Origin of the sequence: Sphingobacterium sp. UGAL515B_05 (genome assembly GCF_033097525.1) — a bacterium.
Taxonomy (GTDB): Bacteria; Bacteroidota; Bacteroidia; order Sphingobacteriales; family Sphingobacteriaceae; genus Sphingobacterium.
In genome coordinates this window covers 2,984,598-3,007,689 of sequence record NZ_CP109907.1, presented here as the reverse complement: position 1 = coordinate 3,007,689, position 23,092 = coordinate 2,984,598, and the positions used below count along the sequence as shown (strand labels likewise).

Here is a 23,092-nt window from a genome sequence, read left to right as displayed (position 1 = left end):
TCATGATGGACAAACAAAGGATTAGGTCCCGTTTCGCTAAAGCGGCATCTAACTATCAGTCGGCAGCGATCGCCCAATACGAAATAGCAAAAAAAATGATCAGGTTGATGAAGGAGAACATACAGCTAAGACCCCAAAAAGTATTGGAAATTGGCTGCGGAACAGGGCTTTTTTCGCGGTTAATCCTACAGCATATCAAACCTAAAAAAATGGTTTTAAATGATATCTGTCCAGAAATGATGCCCGAAGTAATGGATATTTTGACAGCATCGCACACGTTCATCTGTGCTGATGCAGAAACTTATGCTTTTCCCAAAGACATCAATCTAATCGCGTCCTGTTCTACGATTCAGTGGTTCAACAATCCTCGCGCTTTCTTTGAAAGATGCTATGGATCCCTTCTGGATTCCGGTATCCTTGCCTTCAGCACTTTTGGACATGACAATATGCACGAGATCAATGCAACGGCACATGTTGGACTAACATATCGATCTAAATCGGAACTTATCACAGAACTTTTAGCGTTGAATTATAAGATCCTCGTTGCACAAGAAGAACATTTAAAACTACACTTTGAAAGCCCACTACAAGTTCTTGTTCACCTGAAGCAAACGGGGGTAACGGGAATAAAAAATCACCGGTGGACAAAAGGCACACTTCGGGCTTTCTGTGCTAAGTATACATCTGACTATGGGACAGAAGAGGGCGTGTCCCTAACCTACCATCCCATCTATATTATTGCAAAAAAATAACAGCTGAGCACTCGAATTACAAACAATCGAACAACCTACAAAAGAAATACAGCAATGAATGAAAATATCTATTTTGTTTCCGGCATAGATACCGGGATCGGAAAAAGTTATGCAACTGGCCTCCTCGCGAAACAATGGAATACAAGCGGTATACGCACCATTACCCAAAAGCTTGTACAAACTGGAAATACAACTATTTCCGAAGACATCGTCCTCCATCGCCAACTCATGGAAATCCCATTAACAGCAGAAGATCACCAGAAAATTACGATGCCGGAGATTTTCACCTACCCCGCCTCCCCTCATCTAGCAGCACGTCTAGATAATCGTGAAATTGACTTTAAAAAGATCAGACAGGCTAGCTTAACATTAAGCCAACGCTACGACGCTGTTCTTATTGAAGGTGCAGGTGGGTTGATGGTTCCATTAAGAGAAGATTATCTGATTATCGATTACATCCAAGAAATGCAGTATCCGCTTATTTTTGTCACCTCTGGAAAATTAGGGAGTATCAATCATACCTTACTTAGTCTGGAAGCGATCACCAAGCGCAAGATCAATCTACATACCTTGGTTTACAATACATTCCCCGTTCATAAAGACCACACTATAAGTACGGACACGGAGTTGTATCTTCGTCGTTATATAGAAACAAACTATCCGGAGACCTTATTTGTTCGCGTGTAAATAAGGTCAAGCGGATACTATTGACGATATATAGCAACAGCAGGGAACCCATTCAATAAGAATTGACCGCCATCCCTGCTGAAACAGTACAGATTATGCTAATAATGGATCAGTTGTACACGCAACACCTGTTTCCAAGCGCCCTGCGAGCTGAATGACGAAGCTGCTGTCTCCCTTGATTCGTACAGCAATATCATACCAATTTCCTTGACTTTCAACATCCAGGATCAATGGAACATCTTCGGCGGGAGCTATTTCTTTCGTTGTGGCATATTTTCCATAGCTAAGGCTCTCGACAACTACCGTTACCCGCTGGTCACTCTTGTTCCTGAGTCTCAACTGCAATTTCCCTGTCGCTGCCTGAGTTAGCGCTTTCAGTTCCGGAGAAACGGTAGCCTCTAGTGCTGCAGCTCCTTTTTGTCCAGAAAATTTTCGATAAAAACCATTTGGTCCATGCAATTCAAAAGCATAGCGATCTCCTACAAATCTTGCCAGGTCCCACTGATATGCCAAACGATCACCGGCCTTCACCGCAAAATTCCAATTACGATAGGTTTCACTTTGCCCCTGTTCATCACGATATTCCAACGGACTATACACATTGAAGGCTGTACCGGCTGTCCTTTTTCCGAAAAACTTGTCGTCTACAGTCATTGTTAGATAAAACTGTCCATCTTTCACATAGCCCACCGCATCATGCGCATAAGGCAATGGCAGGGATTTACGAATGCCCCGTTCCTGTATACGGTCAAATCCCGGAATCCATCCGCTTTTAGTCGCAAGATCAGGATCTTTGACCTCAACGAAGCCTCGCGGATCATCTTTGAACTGCGCATTGTATATCGTTTCGATATATTGATTCCGATCAAGAAAAGGGAGTTGTTCCTTTTGCTGAGTAAAAGGTGTAAAAGCGGTTGTCAAATCACCACAGATTGTTCTACGCCATGCACTGATGTTTTCCAAATGTATATTCTTGTTCAGCTTTTTGTTAAAGAAAGATTCCAAAAATTGCAAAGTAGACGTATGGTCAAATAACTGAGAGCAGACCTTACCACCTCGTGACCAAGGCGACGCAATATACATGGGAACACGAAAACCTAAACCCACAGCGCCTTCGCGTGCCTGCTTTTTAGGAATCCCCTGTTTTAGCTCATTTTCTAAACGAACCATCTCCACCTCCGTATCGATCCCAGGAGAACATGCCCCTGTATCTTTCTTCTTTAAATCAGGGACAAGGAAAGGTTTAACATGATCATAATAACCATCGTTTTCATCATAGGTAATGATAAAAATTGTTTTTTTCCAAACCTCGGGGTTCTTCGTTAAGATATCTAAAACTTCAGATACATACCAGGCTCCATACCAGGGCGCACTCGGGTGGTCCGAGAAATTCTGCGGACCGGCCAACCAGGATACGGCAGGCAATTTACCAGTATCAACGTCTTTCCGAAATTGATAAAGAATATCTCCTTTAGGGACTTCCAGCGTGCTTTTTTTCCCCTGTGCCTTAAAACGTAAGGTATCAAGCGATCTGTAATTATTGTCCCCCTTGTTTACCGTAAACGCTCGCTCATTTAATGATTTCGTAAAATCACTTAGCTTTTTATAATTGTTTGGATTGTATTCCTTTAGTTCGGTCTCCGCTCGCTCCAGTGCCTCACTTTTTTTGCGAATATCAGCGCGTATCTTTTCGGCTTGTTCTTCGGAAGAAGGAGACTTCTCTTCCAACTTGGATATCTGCATGGGCAAATCCCGAACCTGTGTTTCCAGGCTTCTGATATAGTTATCCTTAAATTTAACTTGATAAGCCTGAAAAAACTCCAGTAGATTACACCCAAAATTGGATAGCCATGCCCTTTCCTGTCCGGAAAACCCGCCGCCACAGCTTGTCTCATTTTGATAAAAACGCCAGTTAATGCCATTCTTTTCAAGCAATTCCGGAAAAGTTTCCCAGGTCATTTTACCATAGCCAAAGTCATCATTCCGAATATTCGCTTTTTGCAGACCATCTTTCATCTCTGTAATCTTACCCGACCAGAAAAAGGAACGGTTAGGCGTAGTGCTGGTCATGCCCGAGCAAAAATTCTGATCACATACGGTAAAAGCATCTGCTAAGGCATAATGAAAGGGCAAATCTTCGCGTGTAAAATACCCCAATGTTAAGGGCATAGCCGCATATTGTTTATTCCCTGATTGCTTCGATAACAGCCAATGATCGTAACGACCTTGGTTAAAGGCATCCACCTGGCTTGCACGACTATGTGGAAGCGAACCCATCCAGGTCACTTTACTTTCCTTCAGATTTAATCGAAAAGGAGCATACGTTTTTCCCTCTTTGTCCGTTTGATACCATACGGGTAAACCGTTGGGTAAACGTATCGAACGCGGATCATTGAAACCCCGGACTCCCGAAAGACTACCTAGCGTATGATCAAAGGATCGGTTCTCCTGCATCAGGATGACGATGTGTTCGGCATCTAAAAAACTACTTCCTGGGTCAGGGTCTATGGCAAAGGCTTTCTGGATCGATGCGGGCATGAAGCTGGCAATACCTGCTGCTCCTGAAAATAGTAGGGTCTTTCGTAGGAATTCTCTTCTGGTTTCCATAACACTTATTTATAATTTCGATTTGAATCTACTTAGATTTCTTTTTGTTTCATATTTCTTCGTGTAAATCTTATGTTACCAAATTAAGTACGAAGAAAACATCTCCTTGATTGGATGACAAAAATTTGTTTATTTTTACGAAAAGACAACAGATATAAATATGGTGGACATTTTGCTGCTCGAAGACGACAAGGTACTCTCTAAAGAGATCCGATCTTTTCTATTAAGCCAGGGCTTTACCTGTGATCAAGCCTTTGATGGAATTGATTTTTTGGCCAAAACACACCAGAAGAAATATGGTTTTTATCTATTAGATATCAATGTCCCCAAAATCAATGGATTGGAAATCTGTAAGAAGATAAGAAGCCATGACGCCTTTACACCAATTATTATTCTCTCGGCATACGATGATATAGATGATAAAAAGGAGGCATTTCTCCGGGCTGCTGATGACTATTTGGTTAAACCTTTCGTCTTAGATGAATTGTTGATGCGCATCTATTCCCTATTACGTCGGCAACAACATAGCGAAAGCAATGAAACAAAAACCTTGGTAGTCGATGATCTGATCATTTATCCTGATGAGGCCCGAGTATTACGTGCAAATGAAGAAATTAATCTTACTCAAAAAGAATTTCAACTGCTGCTTATCCTGGCACAGGCAAAGGGTCGCACCTTGTCCAAGCAACATATATCGGAGGAAGTATGGCAAAATCAATTTCAGACAACACAGAATACAATTGAAGTCTATATCAACTTTTTGCGTAAGAAGATTGATAAAAACTTTGAGAATAAACTGATCCATACAAGACCGGGCTTTGGTTATTACCTATCGGCAGAAAAATGAATTTAAAGAAGAAAATAGCGATTAGCTTTAGTATTGCATTCTCCGTGCTTTTCGGTATGGCGATGTTGATTATCTACTATGCTAGTTTCGATTTTCGGAAAGATCAATTTCGGCAGCGACTGATTGATAAATTGGACAATATTTCCCATTATATCGCCAGTAACCCCTATTTCAACCGCCAGTCTTACAAAAACTATTTTCACGATGACGAAGATGGCCTTTTCTATGAAGATGTTATCATCCTTGACAAAAACAAACAGCTCGTCTTCAGTACCGTAAAGGATCAGACCATTACCTGGAATGCTTCGATTGTCAATCGGCTAAATCAGGAAAAACAGATCTTCTACAATCAGGACCAATATGAAACGCTGGCCAAATATTATCGCATCAACGGTTTACCCTATTATATTATCGTAAAAGCACAGGATTACTCCGGAAATGAAAAAATGGACCATCTAGCGCTCGTCCTAACGATATTATTTGTCCTGAGCGCTGTTCTGGTCTGGGTATTTAGTTATAACCTCATCCAGCGCCTGTTGATCCCGCTCGATAAATTAAAAGATAATATTACACAGATTAATGCCAGTAAACTTACCAAACCTGTCGAGTATACCGGTCACACCGATGAGATTGCGGTACTAACCCGAGCATTTAATACCATGCTGCTGCGACTTTCGGCTGCTTTCGAATCGCAGAAAGAATTTAATTCCAGCGCCTCACACGAACTGCGCACACCGCTTGCCCGAATGTCCTTTCAGCTGGAGAACCTCTATCATCAAAATCAGCTGAGTGAAGACGTAAAGCAGGTTTTACGTAACATATCCAAAGAAACCTTACATCTTTCGGAGGTAACCGATTCGCTGATGTTACTTTCAAAGTTCGACTCTGAGCGTTTGAAAATGACCTATAAGGAAGAGCGGATCGATGAAATTATCTTTATGGCTTTTGAAAAAGTAGCCAAGGTATTCCCCGACCTGCAACTGGATTTTTCAATCGGTGGGATCGAAGACCCAAAACTTAGTATTTTCTGTTCCGCACAATTGATTGAAATTGCTTTTGTGAATTTATTTAAAAATGCTGCGCTCTACTCCGATACCAGGGAGGTAAAAGTTACAATTCTAGAATCAACCTTCGAACTCAAGGTACTTGTCAGCAATACTGGTCCTGCCTTGAGCACAATCGACCAAAAGCGGATTTTCGATGCGTTCAGCCGCGGTGAAAACGCGAGTGAAACAACAGGATCGGGCTTAGGGCTACGTATCGTTCAGCGTATCATGCAGTCGCATCAAGCAACAATAGCATATCAGGCAGACCTAAAACAATCTACGCATACTTTTGTATTACTATTTAAATTGTTTCCTAACCGGGAAGTATAGTTACCTGATTAAGAAAGACAATGTCAGGTCTCTTAGCAACAAGCACATCTATTTACTATACCTATTCATACCTATCCACCGATCTGAAAAACATGCTTTTTTAAGCTTTTTTTAAGCATTTATTAAGGGGCTTTTAATATTCGACCAGTTATTTTGTTACACAAGTTTTGAAACACATGACAAAGAAACCTTTAATATTTTTATTGCTTTTCAATAGTATGGCTTTTGCTCAACAAAAACCGCCACAAGCAGATTACACGAGCATTCATGAAAATATACTTGGGAATAAGCAAAGTGAGATTTCGGGAAAAAAGATGACACTGCAGGAATGCGAAGAAGCATTCGTCAGCAAGAACCTTTCCCTCCTGGCGCAACAATATGACATCAGCCAAGCAGAGGCTGACGTCATACAGGCCAAAATATGGGATCTACCACAATTGCAGCTATCTGCCAATGCCTACGACCCACAGAACAAAAAAGCATTTCATATTGGTCAATCCAAGGAAGCAAGTGTATCCCAATTGATTTATCTCGGTGGAAAAAAGAAGAATGAAGTGGAATTTGCCAAATCAAATGTTGAACTTGCTAAATTACAGTTCAGTCAATTGCTGGCGAGCCTCCGTGCGCAGCTACGTACAACCTTCTACGCTCTCTACTTTGAGCAACATAAGTTGGCAGATATTAAAATTCAGTTGGATTACCTAAATAATCTACTTGCAGCTTATAAAGAGCAAGGAAAAAAAGGAAATGTTTCTTTGAAAGATCAGGTTCGTCTTCAAACAATGGCCATCGATCTCAACAACGAAAAAACGACAGCCATCAATAATAGCATCAATCTGCAGCAGCAATTACGTGTGCTTATTTCCAGTCAGGAAGATGTATTACCGAAGTTAACAGATCAAGAAGCAGATCAGGAACTTGCCGTAAAGCCAACCATGGCTTTGGACAAAATCTATCAATTGGCCCTAGAAAACAATGCCGATTATCAATTTGCCTTAAAGACCTCTGAAAGCTCACAGTTATTTACAAAATGGCAACAGTCTTTAAATACACCTGATATTAACCTTGGCCTTTCCTACAGCCAAAATGGCGGTGTATTCCGCAATGAGCTCAATGTTACAGCCGCCATTCCGATCCCGTTGTGGAAACAAAATAAAGGAAATGTTATCAAAGCGAAATACGCCGAAGAAGAGGCAAAGAAAAATATTGAAGTCCAACGGCAGCTGTTGGAGTCACAGATCCGTTCCAACTATCAGTCATGGGAAAATCAATATAACCAATATTTTACCATTACTTCAGACGACCTTCACAACATCGCTGTGGTCTATGATGGCATATTCAATAATTTTAAAAAAGGGAATATTTCTTTAGTTGAGTTCACTGATTTTATGGACAGCTATCGCATATCTATTCTTAAGTTATACGATATGAAAAAGGAAATTATTCTCAACGCCGAACAATTAAACTACCTGGCTCAAACTTCTATATTCAATTCAACTCATGTCAACTAAAAAACTTCTTATAGCCACTGTGGCAATAGTGCTACTTTACGCTTGCCAAAATCATAAAGAAACAGATAATGCAGCCATTGTCAAAGGTTTCGAAATTAGTGAGACGATGCTTAAATCGACAAGTTTTGCTACGGTTAAAAAAGAAAATGTGACCGAAGAACTCAACTTTTTTGGAAAGATATCGGCCGATCAAAACAATTACATCGATATTTTCCCACTTGTTGGAGGGAATGTTGTCTCCGTGAATGTTTCTTTGGGTGATTATGTCCATAAAGGTCAGGTATTGGCAACCATCAGAAGTACGGAAGTTGCCGGTATACAAAAGGATCTTTCGGATGCCAAAACCGATGTATTACTCGCCGAGAAAAACTACCGTGTAGCCGAAGACATGTATAATGGCAAACTGAGTACAGATAAAGACATGTTGGAAGCAAAAGGACAATTAACCAAAGCCAAAGAGCAACTACGCCGTTCAGAAGCTGTAAGTCAGATTTACAATGTTCGTACAGGCAATATTTATTCGGTCGTATCTCCAATCGATGGTTACATCGTTCAAAAAAACATCAATAAGGACATGCAGCTGCGTAGTGACCGCAGCGACAACATCTTCGATGTGGCCAATACAAAAGATGTATGGGCAATTCTTAACGTCAACGAAACGGATATCGATAAGATTAGTATGGGCATGCCAGCTATTGTGTCTACCCTGAGTTACCCGGACAAAAAATTTCAGGGCAGTATCGATAAAATCTTTAAGATCATCGATCCACAGACGAATTCAATGCAGGCACGGGTGGTGCTAGACAATAAGGATGGTTTACTTATTCCGGATAGTAAAGCGACCATTAAAGTATTGCATCGCTCCAATACTGAAGCGCTCGCAGTTCCTTCCGATGCGGTTATTTTCGATCAAAACAAATATTTCGTATTAATCTATAAATCCCAAAATGATATTAAGATTCGCGAAATATTGCCGATCAAACAAAATGAAGGAACAACCTACATGGCTACGGGGCTACAGGAAGGTGAAAAAGTTGTTGTCAACAATAAACTTTTGATCTATAGAGCACTGAATAATTAATCCGTCTTAGCATTTACACGAATGAACAAATTCATTAAAAATATCATTGCCTTTTCCATTAAAAATAAAGCATTTACCTTTATTTGGGTCGGTATTTTGGCTATAGCTGGTTTCATTAGCTTTAAAAGCATGCCTATTGAGGCATTTCCTGATGTAACCAATACACAAATAACCATCATTACCCAATGGAATGGAAGAAGTGCGGAGGAAGTCGAACGTTTTGTAACGACACCAATCGAACTGGGCATGAGTCCAGTTCAAAAGAAAACGAGCATACGGAGCACCACCATGTTTGGCCTCTCCATTGTTAAAATCATCTTTGACGATGGTGTAGATGACACTTTTGCCCGCAACCAGGTCAACAACCTCATGCGGTCTGTGAGCCTGCCCGACAATGTCGACCCTGAAGTGCAGCCCCCTTATGGCCCTACAGGAGAGATATTCCGTTATACATTACATAGCGATCAACGCAATTCACGCGACCTCCTTACTTTGCAGACCTGGGTCATTGACCGCGCTTTACGTGGTGTTCCAGGTGTAGCAGATATCAACGTTTTTGGTGGGCAGGATTTGGTTTACGAAATCAGTACTGACCCTATCAAACTAGACAAATTTAATCTGACTCCCTTGCAGGTATTTGATGCTGTCAGCAAAAGTAACCTGAATGTCGGTGGAGATGTCATCGAAAAAAGTGGCCAGTCCTACGTCGTACGCGGTATTGGTTTGGTCAACTCAATCAATGATATCGAAAACATCACTGTAATTAACCAAAAGGGAAATCCGGTCTTTGTTAAAAATGTAGCCGAAGTAAGAGAAAGCGCGATGCCCCGCGTGGGCCAAGCCGGTTTTGGTAAAAATGATGATGTGGTAGCAGGAACCATCGTAATGCGGAAAGGCGAAAATCCAAGAGAGGTTTTAACTGCGGTAAAAGCAAAGATAGACGAGCTCAACAACAAAATCCTTCCCAAAGATGTCAAAATGCAAACCTTCTATGACCGTGACAATCTCATGGATTTCACGACCCATACCGTTATGCATAACTTGATTGAGGGTATTGTACTCGTCACCTTAATGGTATTGCTTTTTATGGCAGATTGGCGCACTACGGTCATCGTTTCCATTATCATACCTCTCGCCTTACTTTTTGCCTTTCTATGCCTTAAACTAGCAGGCATGAGTGCCAACTTGCTTTCTCTAGGCGCTGTAGACTTTGGTATTATCATCGACGGTGCCGTCGTCATGGTTGAAGGGATATTTGTCATGTTGGACCACCAAGCCCATAAGCTGGGCATGGAGAAATTCAACAAAATGGCCAAAGCAGGTTGGATCAAACAGACAGGAACAGGCCTAGGAAAAGCAATCTTTTTCTCCAAGCTAATTATCATCACCTCCTTGATGCCTATATTCTCCTTCCAAAAAGTTGAAGGAAAAATGTTCTCGCCACTGGCCTTTACCCTGGGTTTTGCTTTACTGGGTGCATTACTGTTTACCTTGACACTCGTTCCCGCTTTATCGCATATTCTGCTCAATAAAAATGTAAAAGAAAGACACAATCCATTTGTTGAATTCTGGAATAGAATTGTCGCCAAGGGTTTTGGATTTACATTCCGAAACAAGCGTCTGAGTATGATCGTTGCAATTACTTTACTAGCGGCAGTCTTATTTTCTGCAAAATTTTTAGGAACTGAATTTTTACCGACATTAAATGAAGGGTCTCTATGGGTTACTGCAGAAATGCCGATGAGTACTTCTTTACGTGAATCGGTTAAAACTACCAAACTGTTAAAGAGTACTTTGGAAACCTTTCCTGAGGTCACCGGCGTACTGTCGCAAACAGGACGGAGCAACGATGGTACCGACCCCAATGGCTTTGGCTTTGTTCAGTTTGCTGTGGCCCTAAAACCTAAAGAGGAATGGACACGTAAAATCACCATGGATCAGTTGATCGAAGAAATGGACCATAAACTCAAACAATTTCAGGGTATTACCTATAACTATTCACAGCCTATTTCGGATAATGTTGCCGAAGCCGTTGCTGGTTTCAAGGCCGAAAACGGCATCAAGATCTTTGGCGATAACCTCGCGACCTTAGACCGTCTGGCGAAAGAAGTTTATGCTCAGGTCAAAGGTATTCAAGGCATTAAAGAACCCGGTATTATTCTCAATATTGGTCAGCCCGAAGTGAGTGTGGTATTGGATCGGACGCGTATGGCAGCTTTCAATGTGCTACCGGCAGATGCACAGGCGGTACTGGAAATGGCCTTCGGCGGAAAGACCGCTTCCATTTTGTACGATGGTGAACGCAAATTTAACATTCGCCTACGCTACGCCCCCGAATATCGAAAAACAGAAAAAGATATTGCACAGCTGATGGTTCCATGTGGTGATGGTACATTAATTCCTTTGAAAAGTATCGCGACCATTGAAAAAGATAATGGTGCTGCTTTTATCTATCGCGACAACATCAAACGCTATATCGGCATCAAATTTTCCATCCGCGACCGTGACTTAGGAAGCACCATTGCTGAAGCACAACAAAAAGTAAGTAAAATTAAGCTTCCGGAAGGATATTCCATCGGTTGGACTGGACAATTTGAAAATCAGCAGCGTGCTACCCACCGTCTAGCACAGGTGGTACCAATCAGCTTGATCGTCATTTTCTTCCTATTGTTTATTCTATTCGGGAATATCAAAGATTCGCTGCTCGTATTGGCCAACGTTCCTTTTGCGCTTATCGGTGGAATTATTGCCTTACACGTTACAGGTATGAATTTTGGAATTTCGGCTGGCGTAGGTATGATTGCATTATTCGGGATATGTATCCAGAATGGGGTTATCCTGATCTCGGAATTCCACCAGAACAAGAAGGAAGGTCTACCCAATGACCAATCAATTTATAAAGGTGTAAAATCGCGAACACGACCTGTGGTCATGACAGCTCTAATGGCTTCCATCGGATTATTGCCAGCTGCATTATCGACCGGTATAGGTTCGGAATCACAAAAACCTTTGGCGATCGTCATCATTGGCGGACTAATCTCAGCGACGATATTGACGTTGTTGGTATTTCCAATCATCTACGATATCTTCAACAGAAAAGAAAAGGTACAACAAACAATCGCTGAATAATATTGTCCATATTTTATATACTATATACTTAGACCATTAAAAGGTCATCGATACTGCCTCACGCTGGGAAGTGATCGGGCAGTATCATTTTTTTTAGGATACTTTTGATGTAACATTTGTATCTATTCCGGTTTAAAAATTTCAAAAACAATAAAAAGCCCTTAAGTTTACAACAAATTACCTTCCAAAAAGCAGCTGCTGCTTTTTGGATCACACAAACAAACAAATATTTATGACTATTCTCACCTTTACAATCATCCTTCTCCTGGGTGCTTTTGTAGCAGGGCTCTTAGGATCCCTGACAGGCTTAGGCGGAGGGGTCGTTGTCATCCCTTTATTGACTCTTCTGTTTCATGTCGACATCCGTTATGCCATTGGAGCCGCCTTGCTGGCTTCCATAGCGACTTCATCCGGTGCAGCCACAGCCTACGTCAAGGAAGGTATCACCAACATCCGGCTTGGGATGTTTCTTGAAATTGCAACCACCATTGGAGCAGTGATCGGCGCTGTTATTGCTATTTACATGCCTACAAATACCATTGCAATCATCTTTGGTGTTGTACTTATCTTCTCTGCAGCAATGACGGTCCGTAAGAAAAACGAACACGCACTTTCCGGCGGTTCGGTCCTGGCAGAAAAATTGAAGCTGAACAGTACCTATCCTGCTGATGGCAAATTAATTCCATACAAACTTACCAACATAGCCGGAGGCTTCTCTTTGATGGGAGTTGCCGGAATTCTTTCCGGTCTATTAGGAATCGGCTCAGGATCCCTTAAAGTTCTCGCAATGGACAGCATGATGAAAATACCCTTTAAAGTCAGTACGACAACGAGTAACTTTATGATCGGCGTCACCGCAGCCGCTTCTGCAGTGGTCTATTTACAAAGAGGCTATATGGATCCAGGTATTGCTTTTCCAGTTATCCTAGGCGTATTATGCGGCGCCATTACCGGATCCAAGCTCTTAAAACGTATGAATCCGAAGACTTTACGCATTATTTTCGCCGTCGCCATTACATTGGTGGCATTGGAAATGATCTTCAACGGATTCCAGCATAAATTCTAAAAAAGGTCGTTTACACGATTTAGAATTTTAGTTTATAACGTCCTTCCGCTAGACAATGAAGGACATAACTACTCAAAATGAAACAAGTATTTTCGAAACACTATTGGGGAGACAAGGACATCTCACTTTTGGTCGGACAAATTTTACGTATAGGCGTTATACTCGCCTCCTCTATTCTTATCCTCGGCGGTATCCTATACCTCATTGTTCATGGACAGGAAACCGTACCGAATTATAAAGATTTTATGGGTGAGGGAGATTCCAACACAACAATGACCGGAATTATTACCGGAGCATTCAGCAGAAACATTCCCCAAATTATACAGCTTGGTGTCCTTTTATTGATTTGCACCCCCATCGTAAGGGTGATTGGTTCATTATTTGGGTTTGTCATCGAAAAGGACAGGCTTTACATCATCATTACTTTGATCGTATTAACAGTCATTATCGGGAGTATTCTCAGCGGTGTCAAGGGATAATAAGGCTTTATCTCTTGGCACGAAGCCAAGTGGATTTTTCCAATGCATATTCAAAATTTTTCCGTTCAGGCTCATTCACGTAACTGACCATCTTTTCGGCCACTTTAGTTGCACCTAAGCGCTCAACTGCTGTCTGAGAACGAAAATTTTCAGCACCTACATGTAGGTAAATGCGATCTACAAAATTGAACGCAAAATCAAACATCATCTCTTTGACCAGTGGATTTATTCCTGCGCCCCAATAGGCTCGGGCATAAAATGTGTACCCAACAAAAATCGATTTTTCAGCTTCATCAAGCCCATAATACCGCGTACTACCGATGCAGGCTCCACTTTCCTTATCCAAGATTAAATAAGCAGCCTTACTTGCTAAGGCGCCTTCAAAAAATAGGCGAAAAATATCTTCCTTCCAGCGGTCCTTATTGGGATGCTGTTCCCAGATCAGGGGATCTTTGGCAACTTGATACAACGTATCAAAATCCGCTGGTTCCATGATTCGTAATACGACCTTATCGTTTTCAAGGGTATTGGGTGCAACAAACTTCATGAGACATATTTATGGTTTTAGCAATCAAATTATTTTAAATCCGACAGAAGATACCAATTATTGATGAAACTATTTAAATTACGGCAATATCCAGTCAAATATTACACCAAAATGTTGATTTTATCACTGTTTTGATAAAATTGAATAAAAGCAACAACCATCAACTGGATTATTTCAACTTAGAATTGATAGGAATCAAACAGCTTGTTAAATTAGTATTACAAAATTTTGTATTTTACAGCCAAATGGAACAATTCAAGGAATTTGTAAAACAACGTATTGATGTCACCGAGGAAGAACTGAATGACATCGTTTCACGTTATCAGGTAAGGAAAATAAAGAAAAAAGAATACTTTCTCCGTGCAGGCGAAGTCTGCCATCATGAGGCCTATGTGATCAGTGGTTTATTTAAATCATTCTATGTCACCGCCGATGGAATCGAACATATTCTACAGTTTGCGATTGAAGACTGGTGGATCGGCGATATCGCGAGCTTCAATTACCAGGAACCCGCACTACAAAACATCCAGGCCCTGGAAAACTCCGTGGTACTTACACTGTCAAAAAAAAATAAAGACAAACTCTACGAAGATCATCCAATCTTTGAGAAACTCTCCAGGATAATGGCCCAACGTGCACAAATAGCATCGCAGCACCGTATTATCTCGAGCATAGGTTTTACAGCACAAGAGCGGTATCTGGATTTCATCAAAAGGTATCCTAAAATCTACCCGCGGATCTCCAATATGCAATTAGCCTCCTATCTTGGTGTCACACAAGAGTTTTTAAGCCGTCTAAAAAGGCAAATATTGAAGCCTAATCGAAATTCTTGACCTACATCAATTTTTTCTTTGCTAGTTTATCCCACCTTTGCAAAGCTTGTTCAAACAAACAATTTGAACTTCTTAAGGTTAGATAAATAAAAAAGAAAACAAGATGAATAAATTTTTCCAAATTCTGGCAGCAGCAGTATTAATGGTTAATGCCGCTGCAGCACAAGTAAAGTGGTCTGCTGACCCTGCGCACACAAATGCAAGATTCGATGTAAAACACCTTGGAATCAGCTTTGTTGACGGTGAATTCACAAAGGTAGAAGGTACAGTTGAAACTGCAACAGGAACAGGCTTTAACAATGCTAAAGTTAATTTTTCTATCGACGTCAACAGCATCGATACACGTATCGCTGCCCGTGACAATCATTTGAAGACCGATGATTTCTTTGCTGCGGAAAAATTCCCTAAAATGACATTAAAGTCTATCAGTTTTAAAAATGCGAAAGTAAAAGGAAAATATATTATGATAGCAGATTTGACTATTCGTGATGTAACGAAAAAAGTAACTTTCGATGTGACTCAAAATGGCGGAATCATTACCGACCCTTGGGGAAAAACACGTGCTGGCTTTACTGCTAAAACAAAAATTAACCGTCAGGATTTTGGCATCAAATACAATGATAAATTACCATCTGGTGTAGAGGCGGTTGCTTCTGATGTGGACATCATTGTCAATACCGAATTGGTTTTGAACTAATTGAAAATAATAAATCACACAAACTTAGTGGCTATCCTATTTGATATAGGATAGCCACTTTTTTATAAGCCTTTTAACATACCGCCATCCAGCGGAATATTGGTCCCAGTCAGATAACCTGCATATTCGGAGCAAAGGAAAGCGACGAGATAACCGTATTCTTCAGGCTTACCCAGGCGCTGTGCAGGAACCTGTTTTAACCGCAATTGCAACGCTTCCTCATAGGAAATTCCCAGACGTTGTGCATCTAGGTTAGTTAGCGACTGGATACGATCCGTATCAAACAGACCTGTTAAGATGCTGTTGACAGTCACACCGTCTTTGGCGACATCCTCGGCCAACGATTTACTCCAGCTAATCAATGCTGTACGGATCGTATTGGACAACACTAAATTAGATACCGGTTCTTTCACTGTTGAAGAAGATACATTAATAATACGCCCGTATCGGTTTGCCAACATATAAGGATGCGCACATGAGGTTGTGTAACAGTGATTTTGAAATAAGAGTTCAAAAGCATGTTGGTAATCCGCCAGATTTTTTTGGTCTATGGTTCCAGCTTGTGGGCCATTCGAATTATTGATCAAAATATCAACCTTATTCGACTCAAAATAATGTGCTATCTGCTTTTTGTATGCTTCGTGATCATTGTAATCCACTAGGATATATTGGTGCACCTGTCCTTTAGAGGTATCAAGACTTTCACAGGTACGCTGTAGCTTTTCCTCATGTCGGGAAGCTAAAGTTACAGATACGCCGCAAGAAGCAAGCACCTGGGCAATACCTGCACCTATACCCGCAGAACTCGCCCCGATCAACGCCTTTTTCCCATTTAGATTGATTTCCATATATTTTTGTTTTCTATTTTATAGTGTGTATATATCCATAGCCCATCATCGTCGCTGAAAATGTGTGCTAGATCTCGCTAATCGTTGTCTTTTGCCCGAATCATCGCGATAAATAAATATACCGCAAAGACCCATGCTGAGCCTAGGCATATCCAGGCAAAAATGGGAATTCCCCACCACTGCGGTTCTACCCTTGCAACGATAATCATTCCGCCCAGTAAATTGAGTGACATAAACATAATACCGATGACAATACGATTGACCCCTTTGCGTAAAATGGCATTAAAAGATCGCGCACTGATTAGACGATGGTTGAGTGTAAAATTTCCTGTTCGAAATAAACGCACAAGGGCGCGCATATCTTCGGGGAGTTTTTCGACATCACGGGCAAAAGATTCAACTTTATGTTTTCCTTTTTTGAAGATTGCCTCTGGAGAGAGCCGCTCCATCATAATCCTTCGTGCAAAAGGCTTGATACTTTCCATAATATTGAGATCGGGATATAACTGGCGTCCAATACCTTCCATCAACGAAATACCCCGCATTAACTGATAGATATATTCCGGAAAATACAAGCGGTTGTCACCAATAATGTTCCACAGTTTATTGAACAATAAATCTAAACTCAGATCCCCGAGAGACACATTATCAATCATATCGAAAATCTCATATAGGGATCTTTCAAATCGGTTTCGATCCGGAATATGACTCACCACGGCAACGTCTTCAATCACGTCAGCAAGCCGGACAGCATCTTCGGAAATAGCCGATTGAATAAATTCTTCAAGCTGCCTACGGTCTATCCCCAATAATTTACCCATATTTCCGAAATCTAAAAAAGCAATCCGTCCATCCGGCATCACCATCATATTGCCGGGATGCGGATCACCATGAAAGAAACCATGAATAATCACTTGCTCAAGGTATAAATTGATCCCATTTTTTACCAGCGTTTGGACATCCATTCCCCGGCGCTTAATTTCATCGGCATCAGTTACCTTGAAACCATCAAGATATTCCATGCAAAGAACACGGTCCGAGGAGAGTTCAGGAAAAACACGGGGTACCTTTATCAGTTTGTTTCCTTTAAAGTTCTTCGTGAAGCGTTCGATGTTATGCCGCTCAATCACCAGAGACATTTCTTCCTGCATGGTCGTAGCGAAAGATTCAACAATCAGCAGCAGATTAAGGTTTTCCAGTACGTCATTGTACATGGTTAGGATTTTGGCAATATCACGCATGAGCGCCAGATCACAGCGCATAACCTCATCGATGCCGGGACGCCGGACTTTTAAAACCGTTTGGGTTCCATCTTTTAAGGTTGCGCGATACACCTGTGCTATTGATGCTGCCGCAAAAGGTTCGACAGCAATCTCCTGAAAATGTGCGTCAATATCCAAGTTCAATTCCTCAGTGAGATAAGAGTTAATGTCCACTTCGAAGGGTGGAACATTATCCTCCAGACGCTTCAGTTCATCCACAAGTTCTTTGGGCAACAACCCTTCCCGCGTCGAAGCAGACTGGCCTAGCTTGATAAAAGCAGGACCGAGCTCCTCGAGTGCCATGCGAATACGGGCATAGACACTAATCTCATCAACATCAACAGAATGTTCTATCGAAGTTCGTGACCCCTTCCACGGCAATCGAGCGATTGCATCTTTAAAACCATACTTGGCCAATATACTTAAGATCTGGGAACTACGCTGCAACTTCTTTGTCGGATTATACATAACGGACAATGGTTTTCGATAACAATATACGAAATATCCATGCGCTAAAAACACGAACACCTGTAAAACAAAGTAGATATTTCATATGGACTTAAATAAACAAATAATAAGTACATCAAACAAAAACCTTACCTGTTTTAGCTCCAACAACCCTTATTCCGTTTCCATTTGATCCAATTTCTCCTTGATCTGAGTAATATACCTGCTGTAATAACAACGAATCATAATTTCCGTCAGACCAACAACAAGGAGGATAGACACAATTGCGGAAAGAATCAACCATACAATAAAGTTCGGCTCCTGCTGGAAAGTTTCCTTGAAATGATACAATCGATCAAACCATATCGTGGTTCGGTTTTGGGCGATCATGATCAAATAAAGAAACAAAGCTTGCGGAATCATCACATAGGCCGCAATACGATACGTTTCAACGGCATATTTCAAATCGTAATACAACTTGAGCAAATGCTCTTTAGAAGCTAGCAACTCTATCTTTTTTGTGCTCTTTACCAGATAAAAGAACCTTCGATAATATAAAAGACTTGATAATGATATCTGTACGATAAAAAAGTAATAGGCAAATGCAGCGTAACCTTCGATTTTATAGATCGGCAACATAGGTACCAAAAATAGAAAGCCCATACAGACGACCCAAGAAATAAACTCGCGTTTGATATTCTTGCGCAACTTGCCCATGATATTGCCAACTTCCTTATAGTATTTGAGATTTGGATTCTGTAAATCCTCATCTGTAGGCTGTTCCTGCCAAGTTTTTTTTAACTCATCAAAATTCATACTTGTATTTTTTAATGATTTGTTGAATTCGCTCCTTCGTGCGGTTTAATTTTACGCGAGCATTGACTTCCGATATACCCAGATTCTCCGCAATCTCGCGATGGCTCTGACCTTCCAAAAACAAAAAGATCAGGGCTTTTTCTATTGCATTCAGCTCTTGAACAGCCTGATAGAAAACTTTCAGTTGCTCATCTTTATCGGTGTCGTAGGCTTCTTCTGCAAAATCATGTCCCTCCTCTAAAACATCATAAATCTGATGCTTCTTTTCTTTCTTTAAAAATACCATTGCGGTATTGAGAGCAACACGGTACATCCAGGTCGAAAATTTACTCTGTTGCTTAAATGTCGCATAGGATTTCCATAGCTGATACACGATCTCCTGATACAGGTCTTGCCGCCCCTCGTGGTCATCCATATACATACGGCTCACCTTAACGAGAATACCTTTATTCTCGTCAATCAGTCGAAGAAATTCTATTTCCGATCGGTTCACCTAGCGATTTTTCTTTAAATATATTTAGGTAATAAGTATAGCAAACAAACAAAGTGTTACAGCTTTATTTAAAAATATGTAAATTGTTATTAAAAAAGAGACTAATCGCTGAAGATTATGGAGAATATATTTTATCAAGGTCAAATTATATGGGCGCAGATCGATGCAAATAGACATATGCGGCATTCTGCTTACGCAGACATCTGCGCTCAGGCCCGTAGTAATATGCTGAACAAAATGGGCTTTTCACTGGATAAATTTGCCGAATTTCATATCGGTCCGATTTTATTCAGGGAAGAACTCATCTATTCTAAAGAAGTACATTTGGATGAATATGTACAGGTAAAAGTAGAACTTACGAAATACAACAAAACAAATAGTCGTTTTTCATTTATACATCAGGTTTTTCGTAATGACGGAGTTTTGTGCTGTACCGTTAACGTCGATGGAGCCTGGCTGGACCTTCAAAAGCGAAAATTAACCAAATTACCGGAAGAGATGGAGCCTTATCTCGCCAGAATTCCCCGATCTGAAAACTATGCGGAAACTGAATAGTCTATTCATCCTTTCAAGACCATCGTTATAAAAGAAAAATCCCTCGGAACACAAACGGAACTCCGAGGGATTAAAACATAAACTAAACCTAAAAACTATTGTCTTTTATTCACCTTTTGGTCATTTCCAAAATGAACTATTTCTTGTGCACCGCTTAATTATTTAACTTCAATTAAACGTTTTGCAATGATTGCATCTTCTTTCTTACCAACAGTCAAAATTAAGATCCCACCTTCATAGGCAGCCTCGATATTGCTGTAATCTACGGTCTCTGGCAATGTAAATGATCTTGAGAACGAAGAGTAATTGAATTCTTTTTTGCTGTATAATTTTTCTTCACTAACACTTTCCTCTTTTTTCTCAGCTGAAATCGTAATCAGGTTTTTATCTACATTGATCTTAAAATCAGATTTATCCAATCCGGGCGCTGCCATTTCAACTTTAAATGATTTTTCGGATTCCGATATATTGACCGCCGGCACACGGGATACCAAACGATCTGAGATGAAGTTATCATTGAATAAATTGTCAAATACAGTATTTACAAATGGATTTACTGCATCAGTGTTTAAACTTTTTGTTGGGAATTTAATTAATGCCATTTTTTGTCCTCCTAATTTTTTGTTTTATTGTTAAGCTTTTTTGTTCTAACTATTTGAAGAGAATTATTCAATTTGCGTACCAGCAGTTTTTAAAAGACAAAATGTCATTTTAAAATAAAAACAAATGCCATTTTGACTCATTCACAAACTATTGTTAGCGACTTAGCGATCAATCTGTCATTGACGCCCCACCCTATCCTAAATTGTCTCCACATACAGACTAACGTATAGGAGACAAAACAGTTTAACAGAAGTTGTTATTTTTTTATTAGGCATCTGAAGCAGAGCATTCAACTAACAGACTCACTTAGAAGAGAAAAACAGTTTATCAGAAATCGCTATTTTTATTAAGTATCTCAAGCGGAGCTTTCAAAAAAATCATTAAGGTTGATTTTGTTCCAATGTAGCGATCAACAAGAATTTGACAGCATCGTAAATATAGTCCTTGGCCTCCGCATAGGAGATCCCATAGCGTCGTGGTACAACATCAGCATAATGCGGGAATGGCCTAAATAATTTATCATAATAAGCATCCAACTGCACTATTGTTGGCAACTCAAAAGCCAAACGAAGCTGAAACCGACGGATAATGGCTGTATCCAATATTTCGGGATGGTTGGTTGCTGCAATCAATACCGCTTCAGCAGGAAAATAATCGATCAGCTGTATAATGGTGTTTACGAGACGACGCATTTCACCCACATCCTTTTCTTCACTAATCCGCGCCTTTCCGATCTGATCGAATTCATCTAAAAACAGCACCGCTTTTTCACGTCCAGCTTTATCAAAGACCTGTTTAATATGCTGCGAGGTTTCACCAATACGGGAAGAAATGAGGTTGCTCAGATTCAACACATAAATTGGCTTTTCTAGCGCCGTAGCCAGGGCTTTCGCTGTTGTTGTTTTTCCGCAACCTGAATAGCCGTGCAGTAAAATCTTATTGCTAACCGGCAGGCCATATTGTGAAAGCTCTTTAATATAACGATGTTCTTTAATCAGCTGATGGAGCTTCTGACGGCTCTCCTCTTCCAAGAAGACGTCTTCCAAAGCTATCCTTTCCTTATCGGCAATGACAAGATCGTAAATATTCATAATGTTAATTTAAGACTATCAGATAACGGTTGGCAAAACTAAATCTTTCAGTCGATATTTAGCTGATCCAGTTTCGTTTTAATCCTTAAAATATTTGAGGCCAACTTGTGAGCAGGAAAGATCGCCTCCAAAGGGAGGATTAGATTTACGTATCACAACCTCGATCGTCAGAGCATGGGATACTCTTTCCCGAATCTGATCCAGTATTTCTGAAGCCGCAGATTCCAACAATTTCCGTTTAGGCTGCATGACGCTAGCGGTAATCTGATAGAGTTCTTCGTAATTGAGCGTATTTTTTAAGTTCTCTGTCTCGGTATTCAAAAAGGGAAAACATACATCAATAGAAACAAAAAACTCATTGCCAAGCACCTGTTCTTCTTCATAGTAACCTATTGGTGCATAGAATCGGGCTTCTTTCAGCGATACTGTTTGTAAAATGGTTGCCATGTACAAACCTAAGGAAATTGTTCCATACAAATGGGATTATTTGTATATTTAACCATACCAAAAACCCAACAGATGAACTTATTTTTATCATCAGCATTAGCAACAACACTCTTATTTGGTGCCACAGCACTGCAGGCCCAAACCAATATGAAAGCCAGTGACACGGAATATTATAGTCCTGTCCCCCCCACCTTAACGATCGATCACGGTATCCCAAGCGACGCAATTGTCCTTTTTGACGGGAAGGATCTTAGCAAGTGGAAAAGTGAAAAAGGAAAAGCCAATTGGACTGTAGCCAATAACGTCCTTGAAGTAAAACCTGGAGCTGGAGCGATTGAGACGAACGAACACTTTAGCGATTTTCAACTGCATGTTGAATGGAAAAGCCCCGAAGTGATCAAAGGTGAAGGCCAAGGAAGAGGAAACAGTGGAATTTTCTTACAGGGGTACTATGAAATCCAGGTATTGGACAACGATAATAACCCCACTTATGTCAATGGCGGAGCGGGTAGTCTTTATAAACAACGGCCGCCATTGGCGCAAGTAATTGCACCAGACAAATGGCATGTATATGATATTATTTATAAGGCTCCTCAATTCAGTAAAGATGGAATATTGACCGCTAAAGGGACAGTAACGGTCTTACATAATGGAGTCGTTGTGCAAAATAACACCCAAATCGACGGTACGACAGAATATATAGGACTACCGAAGCAGATAAGCCATGGCCCAGGCCCAATTATACTACAGGATCATGGTGATTTAGTCCAGTTCAGAAACATCTGGTTACGTAAACTATAGCTGAACAGCAAGAAATAGAAGACTACAGCAAACAATTTAAGTTAGAAAAGCAACAATTCTGTACTAGGTTTTATAGGGCTATTTCCCTAATTTAGCCCTATAAAATTTAAAACAAAC

22 protein-coding genes are annotated in these 23,092 nt (G+C 40.6%); 13 read left to right on the top strand and 9 right to left on the bottom strand.

All coding sequences use genetic code 11. The annotated features are described in order from the left end of the window. The first annotated feature begins 2 nt into the window (after positions 1-2). Positions 3-752 carry a malonyl-ACP O-methyltransferase BioC gene (gene bioC / locus OK025_RS12105; RefSeq protein WP_317669639.1) on the top strand — a complete coding sequence of 250 codons (750 nt, stop codon included), beginning with the start codon at positions 3-5 and terminating at the stop codon, positions 750-752. Between the two features lie 54 nt (positions 753-806). Continuing rightward, entirely contained in the window at positions 807-1,439 is a 633-nt protein-coding gene (bioD, locus tag OK025_RS12100) for a dethiobiotin synthase (protein ID WP_115046750.1), read from the top strand. A gap of 93 nt (positions 1,440-1,532) precedes the next feature. On the opposite strand, the gene OK025_RS12095 is transcribed toward bioD, so the two are convergent. Beyond that, entirely contained in the window at positions 1,533-4,046 is a 2,514-nt protein-coding gene (locus OK025_RS12095; RefSeq protein ID WP_317669638.1) for a phosphocholine-specific phospholipase C, read from the bottom strand. A 160-nt stretch (positions 4,047-4,206) separates the two neighbouring features. Here OK025_RS12095 and OK025_RS12090 point away from each other — a divergent pair, with 160 nt between their 5' ends. From OK025_RS12090 to OK025_RS12060, 7 genes are all read left to right on the top strand, one after another. Further along, positions 4,207-4,893 carry a response regulator transcription factor gene (locus OK025_RS12090; protein ID WP_201667286.1) on the top strand — a complete coding sequence of 229 codons (687 nt, stop codon included), beginning with the start codon at positions 4,207-4,209 and terminating at the stop codon, positions 4,891-4,893. Continuing rightward, on the top strand, positions 4,890-6,269 hold the full coding sequence (locus OK025_RS12085; RefSeq protein WP_317669637.1) for a HAMP domain-containing sensor histidine kinase: 1,380 nt from the start codon (positions 4,890-4,892) through the stop codon (positions 6,267-6,269). The genes OK025_RS12090 and OK025_RS12085 overlap by 4 nt, the downstream gene beginning before the upstream one ends. A gap of 176 nt (positions 6,270-6,445) precedes the next feature. Beyond that, positions 6,446-7,780 (top strand): TolC family protein, encoded by a 1,335-nt coding sequence (locus OK025_RS12080; RefSeq protein WP_317669636.1) that lies wholly within the window; start codon positions 6,446-6,448, stop codon positions 7,778-7,780. Beyond that, a complete protein-coding gene (locus OK025_RS12075) occupies positions 7,770-8,861 on the top strand; it encodes an efflux RND transporter periplasmic adaptor subunit (RefSeq protein WP_205400494.1) in 1,092 nt (363 codons plus the stop codon). The genes OK025_RS12080 and OK025_RS12075 overlap by 11 nt, the downstream gene beginning before the upstream one ends. Before the next feature lie 21 nt (positions 8,862-8,882). Then, on the top strand, positions 8,883-11,990 hold the full coding sequence (locus OK025_RS12070) for a CusA/CzcA family heavy metal efflux RND transporter (RefSeq protein ID WP_317669635.1): 3,108 nt from the start codon (positions 8,883-8,885) through the stop codon (positions 11,988-11,990). A gap of 232 nt (positions 11,991-12,222) precedes the next feature. Next, positions 12,223-13,056, top strand: a complete 834-nt coding sequence (locus OK025_RS12065) for a sulfite exporter TauE/SafE family protein (RefSeq protein WP_088162862.1) — start codon at positions 12,223-12,225, stop codon at positions 13,054-13,056. A gap of 77 nt (positions 13,057-13,133) precedes the next feature. Continuing rightward, positions 13,134-13,535 carry a DUF1634 domain-containing protein gene (locus OK025_RS12060; protein ID WP_317669634.1) on the top strand — a complete coding sequence of 134 codons (402 nt, stop codon included), beginning with the start codon at positions 13,134-13,136 and terminating at the stop codon, positions 13,533-13,535. 7 nt (positions 13,536-13,542) lie between these two features. Here OK025_RS12060 and OK025_RS12055 read toward each other — a convergent pair whose 3' ends face one another. Beyond that, positions 13,543-14,082 carry a GNAT family N-acetyltransferase gene (locus OK025_RS12055; RefSeq protein ID WP_317669633.1) on the bottom strand — a complete coding sequence of 180 codons (540 nt, stop codon included), beginning with the start codon at positions 14,080-14,082 and terminating at the stop codon, positions 13,543-13,545. A gap of 245 nt (positions 14,083-14,327) precedes the next feature. On the opposite strand from OK025_RS12055, the gene OK025_RS12050 reads away from it, so the two are divergent. Both OK025_RS12050 and OK025_RS12045 read left to right on the top strand, forming a co-directional pair. Further along, a complete protein-coding gene (locus tag OK025_RS12050) occupies positions 14,328-14,915 on the top strand; it encodes a Crp/Fnr family transcriptional regulator (RefSeq protein WP_075994967.1) in 588 nt (195 codons plus the stop codon). 103 nt (positions 14,916-15,018) lie between these two features. Next, entirely contained in the window at positions 15,019-15,612 is a 594-nt protein-coding gene (locus OK025_RS12045) for a YceI family protein (RefSeq protein WP_317669632.1), read from the top strand. 62 nt (positions 15,613-15,674) lie between these two features. Here OK025_RS12045 and OK025_RS12040 read toward each other — a convergent pair whose 3' ends face one another. The 4 genes from OK025_RS12040 to OK025_RS12025 form a co-directional block, all read right to left on the bottom strand. Continuing rightward, positions 15,675-16,460 carry an SDR family oxidoreductase gene (locus OK025_RS12040; RefSeq protein ID WP_317669631.1) on the bottom strand — a complete coding sequence of 262 codons (786 nt, stop codon included), beginning with the start codon at positions 16,458-16,460 and terminating at the stop codon, positions 15,675-15,677. Between the two features lie 77 nt (positions 16,461-16,537). Then, complete coding sequence (locus tag OK025_RS12035) at positions 16,538-18,190, bottom strand: ABC1 kinase family protein (protein WP_317669630.1); 1,653 nt, start codon at positions 18,188-18,190, stop codon at positions 16,538-16,540. 153 nt (positions 18,191-18,343) lie between these two features. Then, positions 18,344-18,985 (bottom strand): hypothetical protein, encoded by a 642-nt coding sequence (locus OK025_RS12030; protein WP_317669629.1) that lies wholly within the window; start codon positions 18,983-18,985, stop codon positions 18,344-18,346. After that, positions 18,975-19,478 (bottom strand): sigma-70 family RNA polymerase sigma factor, encoded by a 504-nt coding sequence (locus OK025_RS12025; RefSeq protein WP_317669628.1) that lies wholly within the window; start codon positions 19,476-19,478, stop codon positions 18,975-18,977. Before OK025_RS12025 ends, OK025_RS12030 begins: the two co-directional genes overlap by 11 nt. A gap of 117 nt (positions 19,479-19,595) precedes the next feature. On the opposite strand from OK025_RS12025, the gene OK025_RS12020 reads away from it, so the two are divergent. After that, the gene (locus OK025_RS12020; protein WP_317669627.1) at positions 19,596-20,033 is read left to right on the top strand and encodes a thioesterase family protein; all 438 of its coding nucleotides are present in this window, start codon (positions 19,596-19,598) and stop codon (positions 20,031-20,033) included. Positions 20,034-20,191: 158 nt separating this feature from the next. On the opposite strand, the gene OK025_RS12015 is transcribed toward OK025_RS12020, so the two are convergent. The 3 genes from OK025_RS12015 to OK025_RS12005 all read right to left on the bottom strand — a co-directional run bounded on the left by OK025_RS12015 (position 20,192) and on the right by OK025_RS12005 (position 22,174). Beyond that, positions 20,192-20,635, bottom strand: a complete 444-nt coding sequence (locus tag OK025_RS12015; protein ID WP_075994089.1) for an Hsp20/alpha crystallin family protein — start codon at positions 20,633-20,635, stop codon at positions 20,192-20,194. Between the two features lie 381 nt (positions 20,636-21,016). Next, entirely contained in the window at positions 21,017-21,727 is a 711-nt protein-coding gene (locus tag OK025_RS12010; RefSeq protein ID WP_317669626.1) for an ATP-binding protein, read from the bottom strand. Between the two features lie 78 nt (positions 21,728-21,805). Next, entirely contained in the window at positions 21,806-22,174 is a 369-nt protein-coding gene (locus OK025_RS12005; RefSeq protein ID WP_201667273.1) for a dihydroneopterin aldolase, read from the bottom strand. Between the two features lie 72 nt (positions 22,175-22,246). On the opposite strand from OK025_RS12005, the gene OK025_RS12000 reads away from it, so the two are divergent. Continuing rightward, positions 22,247-22,975, top strand: a complete 729-nt coding sequence (locus OK025_RS12000; protein WP_201667272.1) for a DUF1080 domain-containing protein — start codon at positions 22,247-22,249, stop codon at positions 22,973-22,975. Positions 22,976-23,092 lie beyond the last annotated feature (117 nt).